The organism is Mesorhizobium sp. M7A.F.Ca.CA.002.09.1.1, from assembly GCF_003998555.1.
In the GTDB taxonomy this organism is placed as follows: domain Bacteria; phylum Pseudomonadota; class Alphaproteobacteria; order Rhizobiales; family Rhizobiaceae; genus Mesorhizobium; species Mesorhizobium ciceri.
In genome coordinates this window covers 1-6686 of the sequence record NZ_RZRR01000236.1, presented here as the reverse complement: position 1 = coordinate 6686, position 6686 = coordinate 1, and the positions used below count along the sequence as shown (strand labels likewise).

The window sequence follows — 6686 nt, the reverse complement described above, 5'->3', positions numbered from 1 at the left end:
GAATGGACCCGCATGTCGCGCCCGACCGGGGTCACGGGCCTGGGTTTCCTGCCGGAAGCATTGCTGGTCGTCTTCGTTGGCGCCTTGATCGGCGGCCTGGCCGCCTCCTGGCTGCTACCGCTTGTGGCGGCCATTGTTGCCGCAACGGCGATAGCCGCCTCGCTTCGCAAGACCGGACAATGGGATGCGAGCGGCCTCGCCTATGCCGCGGTTTCAGGCCTGTCGCTCGCCTTGCTGCGCGATGGCGATCGTTCGGGCCTCATTGCCATCCTGTTCCTGTTTGCGGTCGTCTGGGCCACCGATATCCTTGCCTATTTCGTTGGCCGTGCCGTTGGGGGGCCGAAACTGGCGCCCTCTATCTCGCCCGGCAAGACGCGCAGCGGCGCGCTCGGCGGTGCGCTCGGCGGCGTCGTCGCCGGGCTGGTCCTCGCCGTAGCTGCCGGTGTCGGCAATCTGGCATTGCTCGGCCTGGTGGCGCTCGTGCTGTCGATTGTCTCGCAGGCAGGCGACCTGTTTGAATCCTGGGTCAAGCGCCGCCATGGCCGCAAGGACTCAGGCGCGCTCATCCCGGGCCATGGCGGCGTCATGGATCGTGTCGATGGGCTTGTCGCAGCCGCATTCGCCCTATACGTCATCGGCTGGATTTCGGCGAACGCCGATCATCCGGCGCAGGGTCTGTTTCCCGTTTGAGTGGTGTCATTTCAGGTCCTTTGCGCGATGCGCCTTGGATTCGCCCGGATTGGTGTCACAGTCACGGCGCAGTCTGCGCCGTGGAAGAATTTGAGGGTTTGTCTTGAACGAGATTCTTCACGCGCTTTTCAGCACACAAGGCTTTGTCCTCGGCACGCTGGTGCCATTCCTCTTCGTGCTGACCGTGGTCGTGTTCGTCCACGAAATGGGCCATTACCTTGTCGGGCGCTGGTGCGGCATCGGCGTCAGGGCCTTCTCGATCGGCTTCGGCCCGGAACTCTTCGGCTTCAACGACAGCCACGGCACGCGCTGGAAACTGTGTGCGATACCGCTTGGCGGCTATGTCAAATTCGTCGGCGACATGAACGCCACATCGAGCCAGCCCACGTCGGAAGAAATTGAAACGCTGACCGAGGAAGAGCGCAAGGTCGCCTTCCACACGCAGCCGATCTGGAAGCGCGCGGCAACGGTGGTGGCCGGGCCGCTGTTCAATTTCCTGCTGACGATCGTCGTCTTTTCCGTGCTGTTCACCGCCTATGGCCGTTATGTCGCCGAGCCCATGGTGGCCGAGGTGACCGCCGACAGCCCGGCGGCGAAGGCCGGCATCCTTCCCGGCGACCGATTCGTCAGCGTCGACGGCAACAAGGTCGAAACCTTTGGCGACGTCCAACGCCTGGTCTCGGGCCGTGCGGACGACGCAATCACTTTCGTCATGCTGCGCGACGGCCGGGAGGTCACTGTGACCGCGGCACCGCGGCTGATGGAACAGGAAGACGCGCTCGGCAACAAGGTCAAGGTCGCTGTAATCGGTGTCGTCAACAACAAGGAACTCGGCCAGCCACGGCTCATCACCTACACGCCTGTTGGAGCTGTCGCGGCGGCGGTCGAGGAAACCGGTCACGTCATCCAGCGCACCGGCCAGTTCCTGCAGCGCTTTGTTGTCGGGCGCGAAGACAAATGTCAGTTGGGCGGTCCGGTGAAGATCGCCGACATGGCGGGCAGGGCTGCGAAACTGGGATTCGAATGGCTCGTGCAACTGGTTGCACTGCTATCCGTTGGCATCGGAATTCTGAACCTTTTGCCGATTCCCCCTCTCGACGGCGGTCACCTCTTGTTCTACGGGGTGGAGGCTGTCATTCGCCGTCCGGTGTCGGAACGGATGATGGAAATGGCCTATCGGGCCGGGTTGCTTCTGGTGCTGTGCTTCATGGGGTTCGTTTTTTGGAACGATCTGTTTGGGTGCTGAAATCATGAAGAAATTTGGCTTCTGCATGGACGATGTTGAGACGCCGTTTACCATGCAAGGGGATATGAGTGACGCGAAAGCCACGCCGCAGGGTTAAGTAAATACAAATTAACCAGAAGCCTTGCGTGTAGGGAAAATCCGGTTAATACGGTAGGGGAAATTACCGCACGTCCGGTTTTCTCGCCGTGGGGACTACGAGAAAAGGTTATTAAGCCCGATGAAGGCAGCATCCAAGTTTCTAAGCGCCGCGTCCGCGGTGACCCTGTCCGCGGCCATGGTCGTGCCAGGCGCGCTCGCAGTGCAGTTCGTTGCCACATCGGCGGCTGAAGCCGCTGTCGTCAGCAGAGTCGAAGTAAGCGGCAACCAGCGTATCGACGCTGAGACCATCCGCAATTACATCACCATCAAGCCGGGCAAGGCTTTCTCCAGTTCCGATATCGACGGTGCGGTCAAGGCACTGTTTGGCACCGGCCTGTTTTCGGATGTGCAGATCAACCAGGTCGGCTCGACGCTGGTGGTCAAGGTTGCCGAGTATCAGGTTGTCAACCAGGTGCTGTTCCAGAACAACAAGAAACTCAAGGACAATGCGCTCGCGGCGGCGGTGCAGCTGAAGCCACGCGGAACGTTCTCGCAGGCGACGCTCGATGCCGACGTGGAGTCGGTCAAGGCTGCCTACAGGCGCATTGGTCGCGACGACGTGACCGTGACCACGCAGGTCATGCAGCTTGGCGACAATCGCGTGAATGTGGTCTTCAACATTGCCGAAGGCGATCGCACGCAGATCGCGGCGATCAATTTCGTCGGCAACAGCGCCTATTCCAGCCGCCGCCTGTCGGATATCATCAACACCAAGCGTTCGTCCTGGGTTTCCTTCATCCTGCGCGACGACGTCTACGACGATGACAAGCTGCGCGCGGACCAGGAGCTGCTGCGCCGCTTCTACTACAATCACGGCTATGCCGACTTCCAGGTCGTGTCCGCCGTCGGCGAGCTCGACAGCGCGACGAACAAGTACACGGTCACCATCACCGTCCAGGAAGGCGACCGCTACACGTTCGGCGATGTCAGCGTCGAGAGCACGATCCCTGAAGTCGACGGCAAGTCGCTGGAATCGGTGATCGAGACGCACAAGGGTGACGTCTACAACGCCAAGAACGTCGAGGATTCCATCATCGCGCTGACCGAGAAGGTGGCCGGTTCCGGCTATGCCTTCGCGCAGGTCACGCCGCGCGGCGACCGCAATTTCGAGAACCACACCATTTCGGTCGTCTACACGATCGACCAGGGCACCAAGGCCTATATCGAGCGCATCGAGATCCGCGGCAACGATCGCACGCGTGACTATGTCATTCGCCGGGAGTTCGACGTCAGCGAAGGCGACGCCTTCAACCAGGTGCTCATCCAGCGCGCGAAGAAGCGCCTGGAAAACTTGAACTACTTTGAGAAAGTCGACATCTCGACCGTGCCTGGCTCGCAGCCCGACCAGGTCGTTCTGGTGGTCGACGTGGTTGAGAAATCGACCGGTGAGTTCTCGGTGGGCGCTGGTTATTCGACCGGTGGCGACACGGCCGGTCCGTCGGTCGAAGGCTCGGTGACCGAGCGCAACTTCCTCGGTCGCGGTCAGTTCATCAAGCTGTCTGCGGGCGGCGGCAAGAATTCACGCGACTACAGCCTGTCCTTCACCGAGCCTTATTTCCTCGGACGGCGCATCGCCGCCGGTTTCGACATCTATAAGTCGACGCGGGAATACAACAACAACTATGACAGCGATACCACGGGCGCGACGATCCGTTTCGGCCTGCCGATCACCGACAGCATCACGACCCAGTTGGCGTACAACATATCGCAGGAAAAATATAAAGTTGACGATGGTTGCTTGACCGATGGGGTTTATATTCCTGGCAGCCCTTGCAATATCTCAACTGCAATCCTTGATGGCATCGATCAGAGCCCTTGGATCAAGTCGTCGGTCAGTCTCGGGCTGGTCTACAACACCATCGACGACATGAAGAACCCGCATGAGGGTATCTATGCCAACACAACCGTCGAAGTGGCCGGTCTTGGCGGCGATGCCAAGTTCGTGAAGATCACGGGACGCGGCAGCGTCTATCAGACGTTGTCCGAGTCGCTTGATCTTGTCGGCCTTATTTCGGGCGGCGCCGGCCATGTCGAGGGTTATGGCAGTGACGGCCTGCGTATCTTCGATCAGTTCCAGAGCACGGACCGCATGATCCGTGGCTTCGCCTATGGCGGTATCGGGCCTGTGGATCCTCTCACGGGTGACCATCTCGGCGGTACGACCTACTTCAATGCTTCTGCTGAAGCCCAGTTCCCGCTGCCAGTCGTTCCGGAAAGCTTCGGCCTTCGCGGAGCTGTGTTTGCTGACGCGGCGACTCTCTATGGCAGCAAGGTTACGAGCGTTGCTCAGGAGTCAACGGACATGCAGCTGCGTGCCTCTGTCGGCGTTGGTCTGATGTGGGCGTCGCCGTTCGGTCCGATTCGTATCGACTATGCGATCCCGGTCAAGAAGGAAGCGCGCGACGACGTGCAGGAATTCAACTTCGGCATATCGACCCGCTTCTGATCGGCGGCCAACGATGCTCCCGGGTCTTCAGGGTCCGGGAGAAATGTTCCGACCTAGCTGGATATAGCTTCTGGAATGACCGATCCGGTGTTCTTCGCGCCATCACGCCGGTATACGGCGGGCGAAGTCGCGAATCTGACCGGCTCGGTGCTTGTCGATTCCGGCCACTCCAATATTTTGATCGAAGCACTCGCGCCGGCCAGCGAGGGCGGCGAGAACGCGCTCGTCTTTGTCGACGGCAAGCGTAATTCCGCGCTGATGCCGTCGCTGCGGGCTGCCGCGGTGCTGTGCCCGGCGGAATTTGCCGGCAAGGCGCCGGCAAGCGTTGCCGTTCTCATTCATCCGCGTCCACAACAGGCCTTCGCGCTGATCGGGCGTCTGCTGTTTCCGAGGGCGGCGACACCAGGGCCAATGACCAGCGAAACCGGCGTCTCGCCGCACGCTCACGTCGATGCGACCGCCCATGTCGAAGCCGGTGCCGTCATCGAGGCCGGCGCGGTTGTCGGGCCAGGTGCTTCGATCGGCAGCGGCACCGTCATCGCCCCAAATGCGGTCATCGGACAATCCTGCCAGATCGGCCGCGACGGCTATGTCGGTCCGGGCGCCAGCATCCAGTATGCCTTGATCGGCAATCGCGTCATCATTCATGGCGGCGCCAGGATAGGCCAGGATGGTTTTGGCTTCGTCGGCGGGGCCAAGGGTCCTGAGCGCGTGCCGCAGATCGGCCGTGTCGTTATCCAGGACGACGTCGAGATCGGCTCCAACACCACCGTCGATCGCGGCGCCATGTCCGATACGATCATCGGCCAGGGCACCAAGATCGACAATCTCGTGCAGATCGCCCATAACGTCCGCATCGGCCGCAATTGCATAATAGCCGGGCTTTCGGGTATTTCGGGTTCTGTGGTCGTAGGTGACAATGTCACCATGGGCGGCGGCGTCGGGCTTGCGGATCACCTGACCATTGGGACAGGGGCCAAGCTTGCCGCCAGAAGTGGATTTATGAGCAATGTCCCTGCAGGCGAGATCTGGGGCGGCTATCCGGCACAGCCAATGGCGGAAGCCATGCGGGAGATAGCCATGCTGCGCAAGCTCGCCAGGACCCGCAAACAGGGCGAGGGAGGCAATGGCTGACATGATCGCGTCGACGACGCTGGAGGCGGTCGACATTATGGGGCTGATGAAGCTCCTGCCGCACCGCTATCCGTTCCTGATGATCGATCGTATCGTCGACATCGATGGCGACGAATCCGCTGTTGGCATCAAGAACGTGACCATAAACGAGCCGCATTTTCAGGGCCATTTCCCTGAGCAGCCGGTCATGCCGGGTGTGCTCATCGTCGAGGCGATGGCGCAGACGGCCGGCGCCATCTGTATCCGCAGCCTGGGTACCGAAAAGCCGTCGCTGGTCTATTTCCTGACCATCGACAACGCCAAATTCCGCAAACCGGTGGTTCCCGGCGACCAGTTGAAGATCTATGTCAAGAAAATCAAGAAACGCGGCAACCTGCTCAAATTCGCTTGTGAAGCCATGGTCGACGGCGCCAAGGCGGCCGAGGCCGAGATTTCAGCCATGATGGTCACCAGCGACTGACGATCGAGTGCTTATGAAAATCAAGACATCCATTCATGCTTCCTCCATTGTCGAGGAAGGCGCCCAAATCGGCCAAGGTGTGCGCATCGGGCCGTTCTGCCATGTCGCTGCCGATGTGGTGATCGGCGACGACGTCGAACTGGTCAGTCATGTCTCGGTGATGGGCGCGACGTCGATCGGCGCCTCGACCAAGGTCTATCCGATGGCGACATTGGGCGCACCGCCGCAGAACACCAAGCACAAGGGCGGCCGAACCACCTTGGTCATCGGCAGGAACTGCACGATCCGCGAAGGCGTGACCATGCATCTCGGCACCGATTCCAGCCGCGGCGAGACGACGGTCGGCGACAATGGCAATTTCCTTGCCTACGCCCATATCGCCCATGATTGCGTCGTCGGCAACAATGCGACGTTCGCCAATGGCGCAACGCTGGGCGGCCACTGCGAGGTCGGCAACAATGTCTATATCGGCGGACTGACCGCAGTGCATCAGTTTGTCCGCATCGGCGACAACGCCTTTCTCGGCGGCTGCTCCGCGATCGTCGGCGATGTCATCCCCTTTGCCATAGCGG

General features: G+C 60.7%; 6 protein-coding genes. All 6 read left to right on the top strand.

The genetic code is table 11. From position 1 onward, the window contains the following. Positions 1-690, top strand: a 690-nt coding sequence (locus EN994_RS12880; RefSeq protein ID WP_164745892.1) for a phosphatidate cytidylyltransferase, incomplete at its 5' end; no start/stop codon positions are given. Between the two features lie 103 nt (positions 691-793). Next, on the top strand, positions 794-1936 hold the full coding sequence (gene rseP, locus EN994_RS12875; RefSeq protein ID WP_063167968.1) for an RIP metalloprotease RseP: 1143 nt from the start codon (positions 794-796) through the stop codon (positions 1934-1936). A gap of 217 nt (positions 1937-2153) precedes the next feature. Next, positions 2154-4520, top strand: a complete 2367-nt coding sequence (gene bamA / locus EN994_RS12870; RefSeq protein WP_063167969.1) for an outer membrane protein assembly factor BamA — start codon at positions 2154-2156, stop codon at positions 4518-4520. A gap of 75 nt (positions 4521-4595) precedes the next feature. Further along, positions 4596-5654, top strand: coding sequence for a UDP-3-O-(3-hydroxymyristoyl)glucosamine N-acyltransferase (gene lpxD / locus EN994_RS12865; protein WP_063167970.1), 1059 nt, complete (start codon positions 4596-4598; stop codon positions 5652-5654). Next, positions 5647-6114 (top strand): 3-hydroxyacyl-ACP dehydratase FabZ, encoded by a 468-nt coding sequence (gene fabZ, locus EN994_RS12860; RefSeq protein ID WP_027036657.1) that lies wholly within the window; start codon positions 5647-5649, stop codon positions 6112-6114. Before lpxD ends, fabZ begins: the two co-directional genes overlap by 8 nt. Positions 6115-6127: 13 nt before the next feature. Further along, positions 6128-6686: acyl-ACP--UDP-N-acetylglucosamine O-acyltransferase (gene lpxA, locus EN994_RS12855; protein WP_127307574.1), on the top strand; the 559-nt coding region annotated here is incomplete at its 3' end.

Bases quoted from the DNA above. Each gene is read 5' to 3' on its own strand.
- bamA (WP_063167969.1), top strand. From the start codon at position 2,154: ATGAAGGCAGCATCCAAGTTTCTAAGCGCCGCGTCCGCGGTGACCCTG.
- lpxD (WP_063167970.1), top strand. From the start codon at position 4,596: ATGACCGATCCGGTGTTCTTCGCGCCATCACGCCGGTATACGGCGGGC.
- fabZ (WP_027036657.1), top strand. From the start codon at position 5,647: ATGGCTGACATGATCGCGTCGACGACGCTGGAGGCGGTCGACATTATG.